This is a genomic window from Streptomyces luteogriseus (genome assembly GCF_014205055.1).
Lineage (GTDB): Bacteria > Actinomycetota > Actinomycetes > Streptomycetales > Streptomycetaceae > Streptomyces > Streptomyces luteogriseus.
Genome location: NZ_JACHMS010000001.1, coordinates 895,278 through 912,265, shown reverse-complemented (window position 1 = coordinate 912,265; position 16,988 = coordinate 895,278). Strand labels below are relative to the sequence as shown.

14 protein-coding genes and 1 pseudogene are annotated in these 16,988 nt (G+C 71.3%); 10 read left to right on the top strand and 5 right to left on the bottom strand.

Going from position 1 to position 16,988, the window contains the following annotated elements:
• Positions 1-30: 30 nt before the first annotated feature.
• The 3 genes and pseudogenes from BJ965_RS04180 to BJ965_RS04175 all read right to left on the bottom strand — a co-directional run bounded on the left by BJ965_RS04180 (position 31) and on the right by BJ965_RS04175 (position 2,663).
• The gene (locus BJ965_RS04180; RefSeq protein ID WP_184907406.1) at positions 31-1,128 is read right to left on the bottom strand and encodes a mechanosensitive ion channel family protein; all 1,098 of its coding nucleotides are present in this window, start codon (positions 1,126-1,128) and stop codon (positions 31-33) included.
• A gap of 234 nt (positions 1,129-1,362) precedes the next feature.
• A pseudogene (locus BJ965_RS39105) lies at positions 1,363-1,515 on the bottom strand (crotonase/enoyl-CoA hydratase family protein); the annotation flags it as partial.
• 164 nt (positions 1,516-1,679) lie between these two features.
• Positions 1,680-2,663, bottom strand: coding sequence for a lysylphosphatidylglycerol synthase transmembrane domain-containing protein (locus BJ965_RS04175; protein ID WP_376777898.1), 984 nt, complete (start codon positions 2,661-2,663; stop codon positions 1,680-1,682).
• Positions 2,664-2,878: 215 nt separating this feature from the next.
• Here BJ965_RS04175 and BJ965_RS04170 point away from each other — a divergent pair, with 215 nt between their 5' ends.
• From BJ965_RS04170 to BJ965_RS04155, 4 genes are all read left to right on the top strand, one after another.
• Positions 2,879-4,774, top strand: a complete 1,896-nt coding sequence (locus tag BJ965_RS04170) for an ABC transporter ATP-binding protein (protein WP_184916747.1) — start codon at positions 2,879-2,881, stop codon at positions 4,772-4,774.
• A gap of 74 nt (positions 4,775-4,848) precedes the next feature.
• Positions 4,849-5,352, top strand: coding sequence for a hypothetical protein (locus tag BJ965_RS04165; protein WP_184907405.1), 504 nt, complete (start codon positions 4,849-4,851; stop codon positions 5,350-5,352).
• A 97-nt stretch (positions 5,353-5,449) separates the two neighbouring features.
• Positions 5,450-7,078, top strand: coding sequence for a sensor histidine kinase (locus tag BJ965_RS04160; protein ID WP_184916744.1), 1,629 nt, complete (start codon positions 5,450-5,452; stop codon positions 7,076-7,078).
• The gene (locus BJ965_RS04155; protein ID WP_184907404.1) at positions 7,075-7,776 is read left to right on the top strand and encodes a response regulator; all 702 of its coding nucleotides are present in this window, start codon (positions 7,075-7,077) and stop codon (positions 7,774-7,776) included. Before BJ965_RS04160 ends, BJ965_RS04155 begins: the two co-directional genes overlap by 4 nt.
• On the opposite strand, the gene BJ965_RS04150 is transcribed toward BJ965_RS04155, so the two are convergent.
• On the bottom strand, positions 7,758-8,237 hold the full coding sequence (locus BJ965_RS04150) for a MarR family winged helix-turn-helix transcriptional regulator (RefSeq protein WP_184907403.1): 480 nt from the start codon (positions 8,235-8,237) through the stop codon (positions 7,758-7,760). The genes BJ965_RS04155 and BJ965_RS04150 overlap by 19 nt on opposite strands.
• Before the next feature lie 163 nt (positions 8,238-8,400).
• The gene (locus tag BJ965_RS04145; protein ID WP_184907402.1) at positions 8,401-9,348 is read right to left on the bottom strand and encodes a methionyl-tRNA formyltransferase; all 948 of its coding nucleotides are present in this window, start codon (positions 9,346-9,348) and stop codon (positions 8,401-8,403) included.
• A 247-nt stretch (positions 9,349-9,595) separates the two neighbouring features.
• On the opposite strand from BJ965_RS04145, the gene BJ965_RS04140 reads away from it, so the two are divergent.
• The 6 genes from BJ965_RS04140 to BJ965_RS04115 all read left to right on the top strand — a co-directional run bounded on the left by BJ965_RS04140 (position 9,596) and on the right by BJ965_RS04115 (position 16,961).
• Entirely contained in the window at positions 9,596-10,948 is a 1,353-nt protein-coding gene (locus BJ965_RS04140) for a lysine N(6)-hydroxylase/L-ornithine N(5)-oxygenase family protein (RefSeq protein WP_184907401.1), read from the top strand.
• Positions 10,949-11,005: 57 nt separating this feature from the next.
• On the top strand, positions 11,006-12,067 hold the full coding sequence (locus tag BJ965_RS04135) for a FecCD family ABC transporter permease (protein ID WP_184907400.1): 1,062 nt from the start codon (positions 11,006-11,008) through the stop codon (positions 12,065-12,067).
• On the top strand, positions 12,064-13,125 hold the full coding sequence (locus BJ965_RS04130) for a FecCD family ABC transporter permease (RefSeq protein ID WP_184907399.1): 1,062 nt from the start codon (positions 12,064-12,066) through the stop codon (positions 13,123-13,125). Before BJ965_RS04135 ends, BJ965_RS04130 begins: the two co-directional genes overlap by 4 nt.
• A gap of 39 nt (positions 13,126-13,164) precedes the next feature.
• Positions 13,165-14,019, top strand: a complete 855-nt coding sequence (locus tag BJ965_RS04125; RefSeq protein ID WP_184907398.1) for an ABC transporter ATP-binding protein — start codon at positions 13,165-13,167, stop codon at positions 14,017-14,019.
• Positions 14,020-14,110: 91 nt separating this feature from the next.
• Positions 14,111-15,169, top strand: a complete 1,059-nt coding sequence (locus BJ965_RS04120; RefSeq protein ID WP_184907397.1) for an iron-siderophore ABC transporter substrate-binding protein — start codon at positions 14,111-14,113, stop codon at positions 15,167-15,169.
• A 4-nt stretch (positions 15,170-15,173) separates the two neighbouring features.
• On the top strand, positions 15,174-16,961 hold the full coding sequence (locus BJ965_RS04115; RefSeq protein WP_184907396.1) for an ABC transporter ATP-binding protein: 1,788 nt from the start codon (positions 15,174-15,176) through the stop codon (positions 16,959-16,961).
• Positions 16,962-16,988 lie beyond the last annotated feature (27 nt).

Genomic DNA, 16,988 nt, shown 5'->3' with positions numbered 1-16,988 from the left:
CCGCGCGCACCTCGGTCGGACCGGCGCACCTCAGTCGAACCGGGCGGAACTCAGCCCGCCCGGCTCGACCTCGCCGGTCCGCTGCTGCGGGATGGCGACCCCGCCCTGCTGGAGCGCCACCGTGCGGGCCGGTGCGGGGATGCGGATGCCCTCCGCGCGGTAGCGCTTGTGCAGGCGCTTGATGAACTCGTGCTTGATCCGGTACTGGTCGCTGAACTCGCCGACGCCCAGGATGACGGTGAAACCGATGCGGGAGTCGCCGAAGGTGTGGAACCGGATGATCGGCTCGTGGTCCGGCACCGCGCCCTCGACCTCGGTCATGGTCTGGGCGATGACTTCGTTGGTCACGCGCTCCACGTGCTCCAGATCGCTGTCGTAGGCCACCCCGACCTGGACCAGGATGGTCAGCTGCTCCTCGGGGCGCATGAAGTTGGTCATGTTTGCCTGCGCGAGCTGGCCGTTGGGGAGCACGATGAGGTTGTTGGACAGATTGCGGATGGTCGTCTGCCGCCAGTTGATGTCCTCGACGTAGCCCTCCTCGCCGCTGCTGAGCTTGATGTAGTCACCGGGCTGGACGGTCTTGGAGGCGAGGATGTGAATGCCCGCGAAGAGGTTGGCGAGGGTGTCCTGGAGCGCCAGCGCGACCGCCAGACCGCCGACACCCAGGGCGGTGAGCAGCGGGGCTATGGAGATGCCCAGGGTCTGGAGCACCACCAGGAAGCCGATCGCCAGGACCAGGATCCGGGTGATGTTGACGAAGATCGTGGCCGATCCGGCGACCCCGGAGCGGGACTGGGTGACCGTGCGCACCAGCCCGGTCACCACCCGGGCCGCCGACACCGTCGCGACGAAGATGAGCAGCACGGTGAGCGCCTGGTTGGTGGTGTGCTGCACGGTGCGGGTCAGCGGCAGCACGGCCGCCGCGCCCGCCACGCCACCCACGATCGCGGCCCAGGGCACCACGGCCCTCAGCGCGTGCACGATGACGTCGTCGCCGGTCCAGCGGGTGCGGTCGGCGTGCCCGCCCAGCCAGCGCAGCAGGATGCGCAGCGCGAACGCCGCCAGCAGGCCCGAGGCGAGGGCGATGCCGGCGAACAGCAGATCGTCCACGGTGAGTGCCCGGTTCACCGGTCACCTCCGGGGCGGGGAGCTGCCGCGAACGCCGTCACCGGCGGCCGGATGTGAAGTCTCGTCACGTCGTCACCTGCTCGTCTTCCGGGATGTCCGAAGGTGCCAGACCACCCTGACCTGCGGTCGGCACGATCGTTCATCCTGCCGTATCCCGTACGGGGTTCCGTACCGGAGACGGGGGTGGGCGGAGGGTGAGTTACTGCACATGACGCACCGTCACGCCCGGCTCGCTCACAGGTCCGTGAACGACCCGTGCCGACCCGCGCCGGAGGCGAACCGGGCGGCTCCTTCCAGGCTCTCGGTCAGGACGCCCGCGCCGTGCCGGAACTCGGCGCGCAGCGCGGCCGGTTCGTCCAGGCCCTCCTGGTCCAGGACTGCGTGCCTCCGGGCGGGAGAGGACGACGGTGGTCACATGGCCCTGACGCTCGATCCGCACCGGCATGGTGACGTCCCTTCTGCGTGACGGAACCGGCACGCTACCCGGGGCGGATCACCGTCGGACCGAGTCGGCACCCTCCCCGTCAGCTCACCTTCAGCCGGAACCCGGATCAGATCACCTTCAGCCGGACCAGCGCCGCCAGCGTCAACGCGCCCGGCACCAGCGGCAGCCAGACGGTGATGACCCGGAAGGCCAGGACCACCGCGGTGGCCACCGCGGCCGGTCCGCCCGCGGCCACCAGCGCCATCACGAGCGCCGCCTCCACCGAGCCGATGCCGCCCGGGGTGGGCACCAGCGCGACGGCGACCGTCGCCGCCAGGTAGGCCACCGCCATGTGCGCGGCCGGGACGTCCAGCCCCAGCGCCCGCCCCACCAGCACCAGCACGGACGCCTGCAGGGCCGGGAAGGCGAACGACCCGCCCCACAGCGCCAGCGCCCGCGCCGGACGGGTGTGCACCGTACGCGCCTCGCCGAGCGCCGTCCGCAGGAAGGACACCAGGGCCGAGCGCAGCCGCCGCACGAGGGCGAGCACCGTCACGGCGATCACGAGCACCACCGCGACGCCGGCCAGCAAGGGGCCGAACGCCGCCTCCGGCACCAGCGCGCCGAGCCGCAGCGCGCCCGGGAACGCGACGAGCAGGACACCCAGCAGCGCCACCCGGCCGACGCTCTCGGCGAGCAGATACAGGCCGAGGGCCGCCGAGGAGCGGGCGAGCGGCAGCCCGCACACGGTCATGAACCGCAGGTTGACCGCGCTCGCGCCCAGCCCGGTCGGCAGCAGGTGGTTGGCCGCGCCGGCCGCGAACTGCGTGGCCAGCAGCCGTCGTCGGGGCAGCCGCTCGACGACCGCGCCCTGCCGGGTGAAGGAGGCGGCGACCCAGGTCAGGCAGGTCGTGCCGGCCGCGGCCAGCAGCCAGGGCCACTCGGCGGTGCCCAGATGCGCGAAACCGGCGGCCAGTACCGACCGGTGCTGCACCGCGACCACGGTGACGAGCAGGAGCGGGAGCAGACACAGGATCTGCCGCAGGCGGCGGACCGGGACGCGACGGGGGAGTCGTCCCGGGCTCAGTTCGGGGAGGTGTACCGCTGTCACGTCTCCAGAGGCTGTCCAGGCCGTGCCAACTGCGGGTTGCGGAAGCGGGGACTGGGGATTGCGCGCGGGAAGCGGCTGGGTGGGGAGCGTCATCGGGGCCTTTGCGCGGAGGGACGGGGACGGGGGGGATCGGGCTGATTGTGCGGGATGTCGGGGAAATGTGCGAGCTCCTTGACCTCAAGATTGCTTGAGGTTCTACTGTCGCTCTCATGAGCATGGAGACCACGGCGTGGACGCAGTTGCACAGCGTCATCAACGCCGAACAGGACCGCCGCCCCTTCGCCTTGACGACCCTGCGCCGCATCGGCGCGTTCGCCCGCCCGCACCGGCGCCGCATCGCCCTCTTCGTCCTGCTCGGCGTGGGCACCGCCCTGCTGGCCGTGGCGACCCCCGTCCTGGCCGGGTGGGTCGTGGACACGATCGTGTCGGACGGGGACGAGGACAGGGTCGTACGCCTCGCCCTGCTCATCGCGCTGATCGCAGTGGCGGAGGCGGCGCTGGGCATCCTCGGCCGCAGACTGTCGGCGACGCTCGGGGAGCACCTCATCCTCGATCTGCGGACCGCCGTCTTCGACCATGTGCAGCGCATGCCGGTCGCGTTCTTCACACGCACTCGTACGGGCGCCCTCGTCTCCCGGCTCAACAACGACGTCATCGGCGCGCAGCGCGCGTTCAGCAACACCCTCTCCGGAGTGGTCAGCAACCTCGTGACGCTGCTGCTCACGCTCGCGGTGATGCTCACGCTGTCCTGGCAGATCACCCTGCTCGCCCTGGTGCTGCTGCCGGTGTTCGTGATCCCGGCCCGGCGGATGGGCAGCCGGATGGCCCGGATGCAGCGGGAGGCCGCCACGCTGAACGCGGCGATGGGCACCCGCATGACCGAGCGGTTCTCCGCCCCCGGCGCCACCCTGGTCAAGCTCTTCGGCCGGCCCGAGGAGGAGTCGCGGGAGTTCGCCGAACGCGCCCGCCGGGTCGCGGACATCGGCATCCGGACGGCGACCGCCCAGGCCGCCTTCATCACCGCCCTCACCCTGGTCTCCGCCCTCGCCCTGGCCCTCGTCTACGGCCTCGGCGGCTGGTTCGCCCTGCGCGGCTCCCTGGAACCCGGCGCGGTCGTGTCGCTCGCCCTGCTCCTGACCCGGCTCTACGCGCCGCTGACGGCGCTCGCGGGGGCACGCGTCGAGGTGATGAGCGCCCTGGTCAGCTTCGAGCGGGTCTTCGAGGTGCTCGACCTCCGGCCCCTCATCGAGGAGAAGCCGGACGCGCGTCCGGTGCCCGACGGGCCCGTGGCGGTCGAGTTCGACAACGTCCGCTTCGGGTACCCCGCCGCCGACAAGGTCTCCCTGGCCTCCCTCGAGGAAGTCGCCTCCCTGGACAAGCGGGGCGGCGACGAGGTCCTGCACGGCCTGTCCTTCCGCGCCGAACCCGGCCGGACCGTGGCGCTCGTCGGCTCCTCCGGCGCGGGCAAGTCGACCATCGCGCAGCTGATGCCGCGTCTGTACGACACCGACGAGGGCGCCGTGCGCATCGGCGGCGTCGACGTCCGCGACCTCACGGCGCAGTCGCTGCGGCAGACCCTGGGCATGGTCACCCAGGACGGTCACCTCTTCCACGACACCGTCCGCGCCAACCTCCTGCTCGCCCGCCCCGAGGCCACGGAGGACGACCTGTGGGACGCCCTGCGCCGGGCCCGCCTGGACGACCTCGTACGGTCCCTGCCCGACGGCCTCGACACCGTGGTCGGCGAACGCGGCTACCGCCTCTCCGGAGGTGAACGCCAGCGCATGACCATCGCCCGGCTGCTGCTGGCCCGCCAGCGCGTCGTCATCCTCGACGAGGCCACCGCCCATCTCGACAACACCTCCGAGGCCGCCGTCCAAGAAGCCCTCTCCGAAGCGCTCGAGGGCCGTACCGCCGTCGTGATCGCCCACCGCCTCTCCACCGTCCGCGCGGCCGACCAGATCCTGGTCGTCGAGGCGGGCCGCATCGTCGAACGGGGCACGCACGAGGAACTCCTGGCGGCGGGGCAGCGGTACGCGGAGCTGTACCGCACCCAGTTCGCGGGACCGGCCGACGGGACGCGGGGCGAGGCGGTGGAGGAGGCCGCGTGAGGCGTGAACGCCCGCCCGGACCTGTGCGTACTCCTGTCGAACACCTGCCGAGAGCCCGCACCCGGAGAGGCGACGTGTCCCAGCAGCAACCGACCGCACGATCCCCCCGCCGCACACCCTCCCGCGCCCACCGGCCGCGCGCCCTCGCGGCGGCCGGCGCCCTGGTCGCCCTCCCCCTGGTCACGGCCTGCGGCGGCGGTGACGACGGCAAGGGCGCCGACGGCGGCAAGGCGGCGCCGAGCGTGACCGCCGCTCCCGCCGCCGGAGTCGTCGCACCGGCCAAGGTGGAGGTGATCGCTGCACTGACCGGCTGCAAGGCGAAGATCCGCATCGACGCCGACGAGCTGCGCCAGGGCCTGTGCCACACCAAGAAGGCCGACTACCTCATCACCACCTTCCCCGAGGAGCGGTTCAAGGAGACCTGGCTGGAGGAGGCGCGCGTCTACGGTGGCAAGTACCTCGTCGGCACGCGCTGGGTGGTCAGCGTGAAACCGGCGCTGCTGGAGTCCTTCCGCGCGAAGCTCGGCGGCACGATCAGGGAGTTGCGGGGCATCGGCCCCAAGCCGGGCGGTCGGTGACAGCTCTCTTTCGATTTCGGCTGGTGGGCGTCATGATGGTGCGGCTCGGCACATGAGCCGCCCCCCCCCGGCGGCGGCATCGGAGATTGAGTTCGTCGTGGTCGCCACCTTTCGTCGCCATTCGCTCGCGGGCGAGATGCTGGTGCTCCAGCTCGCCATCGTCGTGGTGGTGCTGCTGGCTGTCGCCGCGGTCTCCCTCGCCCAGTCGCAGGCCACCTTCAACCGCGTCGAGGGGCGCCGGGTGAGCGCGCTAGCCGAGCAGCTGGCCGCCAACCCGCTGGTGCGCAGCCAGCTGGTGCGCCCCGCGCCGGGCGAGGCGCTCGCCCCACTGGTGCTCGCCACACAGGCCCAGTCGGGGGTCACGTCGGTGTCGGTGGCCGACGGGGCCGGGCGGATCGTCAGCTCCACGAACCCCACGCTCGTCGGCGAGCGCATGCGGCTCGGGCCGGGGACCGCCCGGGGGCGCGGCTGGTCCGGGCAGCTGACCCTGGACGGCGAGCGCGAGCTGGCCGCCCAGGTGCCCGTCCTCGGGGCCACGGAGGAGAACCTGGGCCGGATCCTCGGCACGGTGATGATCGGCGAGGCCGACCCGACGGTGTGGCAGCGGCTCAGCGGCGCCTCCTCCTATCTGCTCGCCTACCTGGGCATCGCCAGCGGACTCGGCGTCGCCGGCTCCTGGCTGCTGGCCCGAAGGGTGAAACGCCAGACCCTCGGACTGGAGCCGGGCGAGATCGCCGGGCTCGCCGAGCACCGGGAGGCGATGCTGTACGGGATCGCCGAGGGGGTGATCGCCCTGGACCCGCAGCACCGGCTCACCCTCGTCAACGACATGGGGCGCCGGCTGCTCGGCCTGCCCGAGGACTGCGTAGGACAGAGCCTGGAAGGCCTCGGCATCGACGGCCGGCTGCGCGACGTGCTGTCCGGCACGGCCGCGGGCGAGCGCGACGAGGTCGTCGTGCGCCACGGCCGGGTCCTGGTGATGAACCGGATGACCGTCACCAAGGACGACCGGCCCCTCGGCTCGGTCACCACCCTGCGCGACCGCACCGAACTCGCCCGGCTGGAGCGGGAGATCGGATCCTTCCGCAGCTCCTCCGAACTGCTGCGCGCACAGGCGCACGAGTTCGCCAACCAGCTGCACACCATCTCCGGGCTGATCCAGATCGGTGAGCAGGACGAAGTCGTCAGCTACATCCGCGCGTTGAGCCGGCACCGCCAGTCCCTGGACGTCACCCTCAGCCGCCGTGTCCGGGACACCGCGGTGGCCGCGCTGCTGATGGCCAAGGCGTCCCTCGCCGCCGAGCGGAAGGTCAGCCTGCGGATCTCGGACGACACCGCGCTGGAGCGCCTCGCCCCGGAGGACGCCGCCGATGTGGCGACCGTGGTGGGCAATCTGGTGGACAACGCCGTCGACGCCGCCGCGGCCCGGGACGACGCCTGGGTGGAGGTCGCGCTGCGGCAGGACGCCTCCAGCGTGGAGATCGCGGTCCGCGACTCCGGGCCCGGGGTCGCTCCCGAGCTGGCCCGCGAGGTGTTCTCCCACGGTTTCACCACCAAGGCCGCCCGCGAGGGCGAGCGCGGCATCGGACTGGCCCTGACCAAGCTGGTCTGCGAACGGCACGGGGGAGAGATCTCGGTGGCCAACACCCCCGAAGGGGCCGTGTTCACCGCACGCATGACCGTCGGCCACCGCACCGGCACGGTGGCGGAAGGAGCGGCCCCATGACCGAGGCGAGCGACAAGGCGGGCGCGATCGACGTCCTCGTGGTCGACGACGACTTCATGGTGGCCCGCGTCCACCGCGCGTTCGTCGAACGCGTCGAGCCGTTCCGCGTCGTCGGCACGGCCCACACGGGGGAGCAGGCCGTCGAGGCGGTCGACGAACTGCGCCCCGATCTCGTCCTGCTCGACCTGTACCTGCCCGACCTCTTCGGACTCGACGTCATTCCCAGGCTGCGCGCCGCGGGCCATGACTGCGACGTCATGGTCATCAGCGCGGCGACGGAGGCCGACACCGTACGCGGCGCGGTCCGCCGCGGCGTGGTCGACTACCTCCTCAAGCCCTTCGACTTCGAGGATCTGCGTCTGCGCCTGGAGAGATACGCCGCCCAGCGGGGCAGGCTGCTCACCGCGGTGGTCCGGGGGCAGGCGGACGTGGACCGCGTCCTGGCCGGCGCGTTCGTCCCCGCCCCGGCACACATCCTGCCCAAGGGCATGAGCGTGGAGACCGCCGAACTCGTCGAACGGGCCCTGCGCGAGGCGGACGGCACCCTGTCCGCCACCGAGTGCGCGGCCCTGACCGGTGTGTCCCGGGTGAGTGCCCGCCGCTACCTGGAGCACTTCCACGGCACGGGCAGCGCGGAGGTGTCCCTGCGATACGGCGCCACCGGCCGGCCCGAACGCCGTTACGCCTGGCGGGCCTGAGCAGCCGCCCGCGACCCGGCGGCGGGGCCCGTCCCTTCGTGGTGGGCGTGCACGCGCCGCAGCAGGGAGGCGAGTTGCTCGCGTTCGGCCTCGTTCAGCGGCGTCAGGATGTCGTCGTCCGCGGAGGCGATGTCGGCGTTGAGGTGGTCGAGGGCACTCCTGCCCTCCGGGGTGATGCGGACGTCGACGCGGCGGCGGTCGGCGAGGCTGCGGACGCACTCGACCTGCCCGGCGTCGGCCAGATCCTTCACGATCCTCGCGAGGTCACTGGCGTTCATGTCCAGCCGGGCGGCCAGCACGCCCTTGGGCTGCGCACCGAGGTCGGCGACCAGGGTCAGGACGGTCAGATGCCACAACCGCAGCCCCCTCGCGGTGAGCTTCTCCGACAGGGTGCGGCGGGCGGCCTTTCCCGTCGCGTACATCAGGTACGCGCTGAGGTTCAGCACGCTGGGGGGCGTCATGCGTGAACGGTAGCCCGGCTGTGCCCACGCTGTGAACGCCGTTCGGAAATCGGCCACTTGGGAGCGGGAGGCGGGGGTATCGCGCGCGCGGTCACCGCCGCGCGGACCGGGTCCGCGCGGCGGTGACGTCGGCCGGCCCCGGGACCGTACCGGGGCCGGCACGTCAGGGGCGGTCGGTGAGGTAGCCGCCCATGGAGGTGAAGTACTCGGCCGCGGGCAACTCCCGGCCGTCCTCGGTGCGTACGCGCGTGATGGCGAGGCCGCGGTTGCGTCCGGTCCGGGCGTCGGCACCGGCGACGATCACCACACCGTCGCCCTCGCGGTAGAAGATGCGGCCGGGTGTGCCGCCGTAGCGGCCCTCGGAGACGAACGAGGCCAGGATCTCGAGCCGCTTGCCCCGGTGGAAGGTGTAGGCGCTGGGGTAGGGCTCGGACTGGGCGCGCACCAGGCGCTCCAGGTCCTCGGCCGGCCAGCTCCAGTCGATGCGGCTGTCCTCGTCGGCGCGCTTGTGGAAGAAGGACGCCTGGGAGCGGTCCTGCTTGGTGAACTCGGTCCGGCCGGAGGCGATGAGGCCGAGTGCGCCGATGGTGACGGGGGCGATGAGGTCGACGGTCTTGTGGAAGAGGTCGGTGGCCGTGTCCGTCGGACCGACCGGAACCGCCTCCTGCCGGACGATGTCGCCGGCGTCGAGCTCGTCGTTCATCATGTGCGCCGTGACGCCCACTTCGGGCTCGCCGTTGATGAGCGCCCAGATCAGCGGGGAGAATCCGGCGTACTTCGGCAGCAGGGAGTCGTGCACGTTCAGCGTGCCGTGCCGCGGCAGGCCGAAGATGCGCGGGGGGATCCAGGTGCGCCAGTTGTTGGCCACGATGATGTCCGGGTCGGCCTCCTTGAGGCGCTCGAACAGCTCGTCGTCGTCCGGGCGGTTGCGGATGAGCACCGGCACGCCGTGTTCCTCGGCGAGGTCGGCGACGGAGTCGCTCCAGATCTTCTCGTAGGCGTGCTCGCTCTTGGGGTGGGTGACGACCAGCACGACGTCGTGCTCGGACTCCAGGAGGGCTTGCAGGGTGCGATGCCCCCAGGTCTGGTAACCGAACATGACGACCCGCATGGGGTTCCTCCTCAGAGCAAGGTGTTGACCGACGCAAGTAAAGCAAGGCTTACCTTAGTCCGCAACGGGTGTGCAGGATGGCTCAGTTGACGGAACCCGATCCAAGGGGTGTCCGTTTTGCCCTGTCGACACCTCAACCCGTTTAGCTTAGGCTCACCTAAGTTCCTTGGCGTGCCGCCTCGTTGGCATGCCCGCCTTTCGTCCCCTCCACACCTGACACGCGGCTGCCCCGCACGATGGGAGTGACATGTCGCAGGTTCTTCCTGGTGACGCACCACCGGTCCACGACCTGATCGGTATCGGCTTCGGGCCGTCCAATGTGGCCATGGCGATCGCGCTCCGCGAGCACAACAACCGCGTCGGCAGGCACGAGGCGGTCACCGCTCACTTCTTCGAGCAGCAGCCCCGCTTCGGCTGGCACCGCGGCATGCTCATCGACGACGCCACCATGCAGGTCTCCTTCCTCAAGGACCTGGTGACGCTGCGGAACCCGGCCAGCGAGTACAGCTTCCTCTGCTACCTGCAGAGCAAGGGCCGGCTGATCGACTTCATCAACCACAAGAACCTGTTCCCGCTGCGCGTGGAGTTCCACGACTACTTCGAGTGGGCCGCGGCCCAGGTCGACGACATGGTCTCCTACGGCCACGAGGTCGTCGGCGTCGCGCCCGTCACCCGGGACGGCGTCGTGGAGCACCTGGAGGTGACCGTCCGCTCGGGCGGCGGCCTCGAGGTCCACCGCGCCCGCAACCTCGTCATCGGCACCGGCCTGCGCCCCCTGATGCCGGAGGGCGTGGAGCGCGGCGAACGCGTCTGGCACAACTCCGAACTGCTCGCCAGGGTAGATGAGTTGGAGGGTTCCTCGCCCTCCCGGTTCGTTGTCGTGGGCGCCGGTCAGAGCGCCGCCGAGAACGTCGCCTACCTGCATCGCCGCTTCCCCGAGGCCGAGGTCTGCGCCGTCTTCTCCCGGTACGGCTACAGCCCCGCAGACGACAGCAGCTTCGCCAACCGGATCTTCGACCCCCAGGCCGTCGACGAGTACTTCGCCGCCCCCGAGGACGTCAAGCGTCGGCTGATGGACTACCACGGCAACACCAACTACTCCGTGGTGGACATCGACCTGATCGACGACCTCTACCGGCAGTCGTACCGGGAGAAGGTGCTCGGCACCGAGCGCCTGCGGTTCCTCAACGTCTCCCGGCTCACCGGCGTCAAGGAGACGCCGTCGAGTGTCCGCGCCACGGTCACATCCCTCGTGACCGGCGAGGACACCCACCTCGAGGCGGACGTCGTCGTCTTCGCCACCGGATACAGCCCCGTCGACCCCACGAGCCTGCTCGGCGAGGTCGCCGACCGCTGCCTGCGCGACGACGAGGGCCGCGTCCGCGTGGAGCGCGACTGGAGCATCGCGACCGACCCCACCCTGCGCTGCGGTGTCTACCTCCAGGGCGGCACGGAGCACACGCACGGCATCACCTCGTCGCTGCTCTCCAACACCGCCATCAGGGTGGGCGAGATACTGGACTCGCTCCTCGGCCGCGTGGCCGGGCCCGCCGCGGACCAGGCGCGAACGCTCGCCGACGGTGGCAGCGCGGCCCGCTAGGCCGGAAGGAACCGTCCCGTCAAGTCGCCGACCGCGCAAGGGATAACGTACGTCGACATGGGCACGACTGCTGTAGTGGAGCGCCCCGCGACCAGGGGCTCGTCACCGGCCCGTCGGCGACGGGCCGTGGGTCTGGGCATCCTCGTGGCGCTCCTGGTGATCGCCGTGGTGATGTCACTGGCCGTCGGGGCACGCGCGTTGACTCCCACCGAGGTGTGGCACGGGCTGTTCGCGGACCCGGAGTCCGACCGGCGGCTCACCGAGATCCGGCTCATCGTGGAGACCGTACGGGTGCCCAGAACGGTGCTCGGGATCGTGGCGGGTGTCGCCCTGGGGGTCGGCGGGGCGCTGATCCAGGGATACACGCGCAACCCGATCGCCGACACGGGCCTGCTGGGGGTGAACACCGGCGCCTCGTTCGCCGTGGTGTCGGTGATCGCCGTGTTCGGGTTCTCCGACCCGTTCCAGTACGTCTGGTTCGCCTTCGCGGGCGCGGCGGTCGCCGGTGTCGTGGTGTTCGGTCTCGCGAGCATCGGCCGCGGCGCCGGCAACCCGTTGACGCTCGCCCTGGCCGGGCAGGGGATCACGGTGTTCCTCATGGCGATGACCACGGCGGTCGCGCTGTCGAACCAGGCGTCGCTGAACGCGCTGCGGTTCTGGAACGCGGGCTCCCTCGCCGGTGTCGGATTCGACGTCATCTGGCCGGTGAGCGCGTTCATCGGCGTCGGCCTGGTGCTGGCCCTGACCACGCTGCCCTCCCTCAACCTGCTCAACCTGGGCGACGACGTGGCCAGGGGCCTGGGCGTGAACATCGCGCTGAGCCGGACCGTCGGCATCACCGCCATCACCCTGCTGGCCGGCGCGGCGACGGCCGCGTGCGGCCCCATCGCCTTCCTCGGCCTGATGGTGGCCCACGTGGCCCGGTACCTGACCGGTCCCGACTACCGCTGGCTCGTGCCGTACGCCGGGCTGCTCGGGGCGGTCGTGCTGCTGCTCTGCGACATCGTCGGCCGACTGGTGGTGCGGCCGGGGGAGTTGGACGCGGGTGTCCTCGTGGCGCTGCTCGGTGCCCCCTTCTTCGCGGTTCTCGTCTGGCGCGGAAAGTTCAGGAACGCATGAACGTGACCGATGTGAAGCCGTCGCTGCCGTCCGGTGTGCGGCTCGGCCGGGTGTCGTTCGTCTGGCGGCCCTGGCTGCTGAGCGTCACACTGCTGCTCGCGGCGGCCACGTTCCTGCTGTTCTGCGTCTCCATCGCCGTCGGGGATTTCCCGATCGGCCTCCCGCAGGTGATCGCCACGATCCTCGGACGGGGCGAGCAGGTCGACCGGTTCATCATCATGGACCTGCGGATGCCGCGCGCCCTCGCCGGGCTCGTCGTGGGCGTCGCGCTCGGGGTGTCCGGAGCGCTCACGCAGTCCATCGCGCGCAACCCGCTGGCCAGCCCGGACGTCCTGGGCATCACCTCGGGCGCCAGCGCGGTCGCGGTGTTCCTGGTGACCGTCTCGGGCGGGACCGCCGCGGCGGTCGTCGACTCCGTGGGACTGCCGGCCGCGGCCCTCGCGGGCGGGCTCGGCACGGGCCTGCTGGTGTACTTCCTGGCGTGGCGGCGCGGCGTCGACGGCTTCCGGCTGATCCTCATCGGCATCTCGGTGAGCGCCGTGATGGAGGCCATCACGACCTGGCTGCTGGTCACGGCCGACATCCGGGACGTGGCCCGGGCCCAGGCGTGGCTGGTCGGCTCGCTGGAGGACCGTTCGTGGGGCGAGGTCTGGACGGCCCTGTGGTGCGGGCTCGCCCTCCTGCTCGTCGTCGCCTGCGTCGCCTTCCAGTTCAGGCCGATGCACTTCGGCGACGAGGTCGCCGCCGGGCTGGGCGTCCGGTACACGAGAGTGCGGGCGGTGCTGCTGCTGTGCGCGGTGCTGCTGGCCGGCGTGGCGGTGAGCGCGGCGGGGCCGGTGCCGTTCGTCGCGCTGGTGGCGCCGCAGGTGGCGATGCGTCTGGCGCGCTGCCCCACGCCGCCGATGGTGGCCTCGGGCCTGGTGGGCGCGCTGCTGCTGATCGGCTCCGACCTCGTCGCGCGCACGGCGCTGCCGGTCTCGCTCCCGGTCGGTGTGGTCACCGCCGCGATCGGCGGGCCCTTCCTCGTCTATCTGCTGGTGCGGGCGAACCTGCGGTAGATGTACAAGAGTCAGGTGAACCTAAGCAAGGGGGGACCCGTGGTCGCACAGTCCGTCACCGAGGCCGCGGTCGGCGGCACCTCGCGGCTGGCAGCCCGAGGCGTCACGGTCGGCTACGGCGCCCGGGCCGTCATCGACGAACTCGACGTGGCGATACCGCCTGGTGTGATCACCACGATCATCGGCCCCAACGGCTGTGGGAAGTCCACCCTGTTGAAGACCCTTTCGCGGCTGCTCAAGCCGGCCAGGGGGGCGGTGGTGCTGGACGGCGAGGACATCGGCAGGCTCCGGACGCGGGACGTGGCGAAGAAGCTTGGCCTGCTGCCGCAGGCGCCGGTCGCGCCGGAGGGGCTGACCGTGGCCGACCTGGTTGCCAGGGGTCGCCATCCGCACCAGAGCTGGCTGCGGCAGTGGTCGTCCGACGACGCCGAGGTGGTCGAGCGCGCCCTGGCCATGACGGGGGTCTCCGACCTGGCCGACCGCCCGGTCGACGCGCTGTCCGGCGGGCAGCGCCAGCGCGTCTGGATCTCGATGACCCTGGCCCAGGGCACCGATCTGCTGCTGCTGGACGAGCCGACGACCTATCTGGACCTGGCGCACGCCCTGGATGTCCTGGACCTCGTGGACGACCTGCACGAGTCGGGCTGCACCGTCGTCATGGTGCTGCACGACCTGAACCTGGCCACCCGCTACAGCGACAACCTCGTGGTGATGCGGGAGGGGTCGATCCTGGCGCAGGGGCATCCACGGGACGTCATCACCGCCGAACTGCTGTACGAGGCCTTCGGGTTGCGTGCCCGGGTGATCGACGACCCGGTCGGGGACCGGCCGCTCATCGTGCCGATCGGGCGCACTCATGTGCTGCCCGACCACCTCCCGGCAGCGGAGCTCTAGTAAGGCTAGGCTAACCTCATTCTCTCGCGATAAGGTTTGCCTGCCCTTAGGCGAGGGTGCAGCGAACTAGCGCGAAAGCAAGGGGATTTGGATGCTCCTCCATCGAACGACGCCCGGGAAGCCTTGGCGGCGGCTGGCGGCGATCCTGTCCGCGGCCACCCTCGGCGTCGGTCTCCTCGCGGGATGCGGTTCCGGCTCGTCGGACACCGCAGGCGACAAGGGCGAGGGCACTCAGGCCGCGGCCGCCGGTGACTTCCCGGTCACCGTGGAGCACGCCTTCGGCTCCACCACCGTCGAGAAGGCACCCCAGCGGGTCGTCTCCGTCGGCTACACCGACGACCAGACCGTCCTGGCCTTCGGCATCAAGCCCGTCGGCATGGTCGACCAGTACCCGAACCCGCCCGGCAAGAGCCCCGACATCAACACCCAGTGGCCCTGGGTGAAGGACAAGTGGGGCGACACCAAGCCCGAGGTCGTCATGAAGAACGGCGACTCCGGCCCCAACTACGAGAAGATCGCGGCCCTTCGCCCCGACCTGATCGTGGCGGTGTACTCCGAGATCGACCAGGCCGCCTACGACAAGCTCTCCAAGATCGCTCCCACGGTGGCCCGCACCAAGGGCGAGAAGGAGCCCTTCAGCGCCCCCTGGCAGGACAACGCCCTGCACATCGCCAAGGCCCTCGGCAAGGCCGATGAAGGCCAGAAGATGGTCGACGACATCCAGGGTCAGCTGGACACGGCAAAGAAGGACCACCCCGAGCTCGGCAAGGAGACCGCGGTCGCCCTGTCCTGGTACAAGGACTCGGTGGCGCCCTTCACCTCCACCGACGTGCGCGGCCGGCTCGTCACGGGCATCGGCTACAAGTACCAGACCGAGATCGACAAGGTCGCGGGCGGCAACTTCTACACCACGCTCTCGCCCGAGCGCATCGACCTCGTCGACGTCGACCACATCTTCGTCATCAACGACAAGGCCGACACCGAGGCGCTCAAGAAGTTCAAGCTGTTCGCCAACCTCGACGCGGTGAAGAAGGGCAACGTGTCCTACCTGCTCGACAGCGAGGGACCCGCGGTCGGCGCGGCCATCTCCCAGGGCACCCTGCTGTCCATGCCGTACGCGATCGACGAGCTCGTCAAGTCGGTCGAGTAGGGAAGTGAGCACCACCGACACGCGCGTCGCCCCGGCGACGCTGCGCACGACGACCGGCCGTGAGGCCGCCCGATGGGTCGCGGACCATTGCCGCGCGATGCCCGGCCTGACCGTCGCGACCGTGCTCACCACGGTCGCGGGGGCGGCGCTCCAGGTACTCCCGGTGCTCCTGCTCGGCCGGGTGGTCGACGGGGTAGTCGGGGGCGAGGACCGTTCGGTCCTGGTCACGATCGGGGTGCTGATCGGTGCCGCCGCGCTGCTCGGCGCGGCGGCCACCGCGGTGTCGACCTACCTGATCGGACGGCTGGGCGCGGATCTGCTGGCGCGGCTGCGCGAAGGCGCCGTCCGGGCGGTGCTCGGCATGCCGAGCGCACGGATCGAGCAGGTCGGCCGGGGGGACGTGCTCTCCCGGGTCGGTGACGACGTGGCCGTCATCTCCAAGGGCATCCGCACGGCCGTCCCCACGGTGTTCTCGGCGGGCGTGCTGGTCGTCATCGCGACCCTCGGCATGTTCGGGCTGGACTGGCGGCTCGGCCTGGCCGGCGCCGGCGCGCTGCCCGCGTACGCGCTGGCGCTGCGCTGGTACCTGCCCCGCTCCGCCCCGCTCTACCGGAAGCAGCGCGTGGCCCAGGCCGACCGCGCCCAGGCGTTCATCAGCGGCCTGAACGGCATCGACACGGTCCGCGCGTACCGTCTGGAGGGGGCCTTCCGCGAGAAGGTCACCACGGAGTCGTGGCGGGTGCGCGAACTCGGAATCGAGGTGTTCCGGTTCTTCGGCCGGTTCGTCGGCCGGGAGAACCGCGCCGAGTTCATCGGTCTGGTCCTGATCCTCGTGGTGGGATACGCCCTGCTGGAGGCCGACGCGGCCACCCTGGGCGAGGTGTCGGCGGCCCCGCTGCTGTTCCACCGGCTGTTCACCCCGCTGGGCGCCATCATGTTCACCTTCGACGAGGCACAGAAGTCGGGCGCGAGCCTGACCCGTCTGGTCGGGGTGCTGGGGGAGTCCGCCGGGGAGCGGCTGGTCGGCGACGAGTCCGTCACGGCGGCCCGGGCCGGTGCGTACCCGGTGACGGTCGAGGGGCTGACGTTCCGTTACCCCGGTTCCGAGGAGCCCGTGTTGCGCGACGTCGACCTGACGATCCCGGCCGGCGGATCGCTCGCCCTGGTGGGCGCCACGGGAGCGGGCAAGACGACACTGGCCGCGCTGATCGCCGGCATCGGCACCCCGCAGGCAGGGTCGGTGCGCATCGGTACGACCGATCTCGCCGACCTGGACGAGGCCGGGGCGCGGGCCCTGGTCAGCATCCTGACGCAGGAGACGCACGTCTTCTCCGGCCCGCTCGCCGACGACCTGCGGCTGTCCGCCCCGGGGACCACCGACGCCGAACTGCTTCACGCCCTGCGCACCGTCGGTGCCGAGAGCTGGGTCGCCACGCTGCCCGACGGGCTGAACACCCCGGTCGGGGAGGGCGGTGAGCGCCTGGACGGCACCAAGGTCGCCCAGATCGCCCTGGCGCGGCTGGTGCTGGGCCGGGCGCCGGTGGTGGTGCTCGACGAGTCGACCGCCGAGGCCGGCAGCGAGGGCGCCGCCGAACTGGAGCGGGCCGTGGTGGCCGCGTGCGCCGGCCGGACCACGCTGTTCGTGGCGCACCGGCTGACCCAGGCGATGGCGGCGGACCGGATCGCCGTGCTCGACGCGGGACGCGTCGTGGAGCAGGGGACGCACGAGGAACTCGTGGCTCTGGGCGGCCGGTACGCACGCCTGTGGCGAGCCTGGCGAGAGGGTAGTTAGGCAACCCTAATTTAGGTTAGCCTAACT

Coding starts and splice junctions, on each gene's coding strand:
- BJ965_RS04170 (WP_184916747.1), top strand. CDS start 2,879: ATGGAGACCACGGCGTGGACGCAGTTGCACAGCGTCATCAACGCCGAA.
- BJ965_RS04155 (WP_184907404.1), top strand. CDS start 7,075: ATGACCGAGGCGAGCGACAAGGCGGGCGCGATCGACGTCCTCGTGGTC.
- BJ965_RS04150 (WP_184907403.1), bottom strand. CDS start 8,237: ATGACGCCCCCCAGCGTGCTGAACCTCAGCGCGTACCTGATGTACGCG.
- BJ965_RS04145 (WP_184907402.1), bottom strand. CDS start 9,348: ATGCGGGTCGTCATGTTCGGTTACCAGACCTGGGGGCATCGCACCCTG.
- BJ965_RS04140 (WP_184907401.1), top strand. CDS start 9,596: ATGTCGCAGGTTCTTCCTGGTGACGCACCACCGGTCCACGACCTGATC.
- BJ965_RS04135 (WP_184907400.1), top strand. CDS start 11,006: ATGGGCACGACTGCTGTAGTGGAGCGCCCCGCGACCAGGGGCTCGTCA.
- BJ965_RS04130 (WP_184907399.1), top strand. CDS start 12,064: ATGAACGTGACCGATGTGAAGCCGTCGCTGCCGTCCGGTGTGCGGCTC.
- BJ965_RS04120 (WP_184907397.1), top strand. CDS start 14,111: ATGCTCCTCCATCGAACGACGCCCGGGAAGCCTTGGCGGCGGCTGGCG.